1 protein-coding gene is annotated in these 1,147 nt (G+C 58.4%); it reads right to left on the bottom strand.

Annotated features, from left to right (window positions below):
- Positions 1-13 precede the first annotated feature (13 nt).
- Positions 14-1,147, bottom strand: a 1,134-nt coding sequence (gene tuf / locus D4A39_RS16695) for an elongation factor Tu (RefSeq protein WP_119918584.1), incomplete at its 5' end; no start/stop codon positions are given.

Below are 1,147 nucleotides of genomic sequence, written 5' to 3'. Positions count from 1 at the left end.
ACCGGGTAACGAATTACTCGGTGATCTTGGCTACCACACCGGCGCCAACGGTACGGCCACCTTCGCGGATAGCGAAGCGCAGGCCGTCTTCCATGGCGATCGGAGCGATCAGCTCAACGTCCATCTGAACGTTGTCGCCCGGCATTACCATCTCGGTACCTTCCGGCAGGGTGCAAGCACCGGTTACGTCGGTGGTACGGAAGTAGAACTGCGGACGGTAACCGTTGAAGAACGGGGTGTGACGACCACCTTCGTCCTTGCTCAGTACGTAGACTTCAGCAACGAACTTGGTGTGCGGCTTGATGGAGCCCGGCTTGGCCAGGACCTGACCACGCTCAACTTCATCACGCTTGGTACCACGCAGCAGAACACCAACGTTCTCACCAGCACGGCCTTCGTCCAGCAGCTTGCGGAACATTTCAACACCGGTACAGGTGGTCTTGGTGGTGTCGTGGATACCCACGATCTCGATTTCCTCGCCCACCTTGATGATGCCACGCTCTACACGGCCGGTTACTACAGTACCGCGACCAGAGATGGAGAATACGTCTTCGATCGGCATCAGGAACGGCTGATCTACAGCACGCTCCGGCTCCGGGATGTACTCGTCCAGGGTCTCTACCAGCTTCTGTACGGCAGGCATGCCGATGTCGCTGGTGTCGCCTTCCAGAGCCTTCAGGGCAGAACCCTTGATGATCGGAGTGTCGTCGCCCGGGAAATCGTAGTCGCTCAGCAGCTCACGAATTTCCATCTCGACCAGCTCGAGCAGCTCTTCATCGTCAACCATGTCCGCTTTGTTCAGGAACACAACGATGTAAGGTACGCCTACCTGACGGGACAGCAGGATGTGCTCACGGGTCTGAGGCATCGGGCCATCAGCAGCGGAACATACCAGGATCGCGCCGTCCATCTGGGCCGCACCGGTGATCATGTTTTTCACATAATCAGCGTGCCCGGGGCAGTCTACGTGGGCGTAGTGACGAGTCGGGGAATCGTACTCTACGTGGGAGGTGGCGATGGTAATACCACGCTCACGCTCTTCCGGAGCATTGTCGATACCGTCGAAGGCAACGGCAGAGCCGCCCCACACTTCCGCACATACGCGAGTCAGCGCAGCGGTCAGGGTGGTTTTACCATGGTCAACGTG

The sequence above is a fragment of the Alcanivorax profundi genome (assembly GCF_003597125.1).
Taxonomy (GTDB): domain Bacteria; phylum Pseudomonadota; class Gammaproteobacteria; order Pseudomonadales; family Alcanivoracaceae; genus Alcanivorax; species Alcanivorax profundi.
Note: the sequence above shows the minus strand (reverse complement) of the source record. Positions and strands in the feature narration are given on the sequence as shown.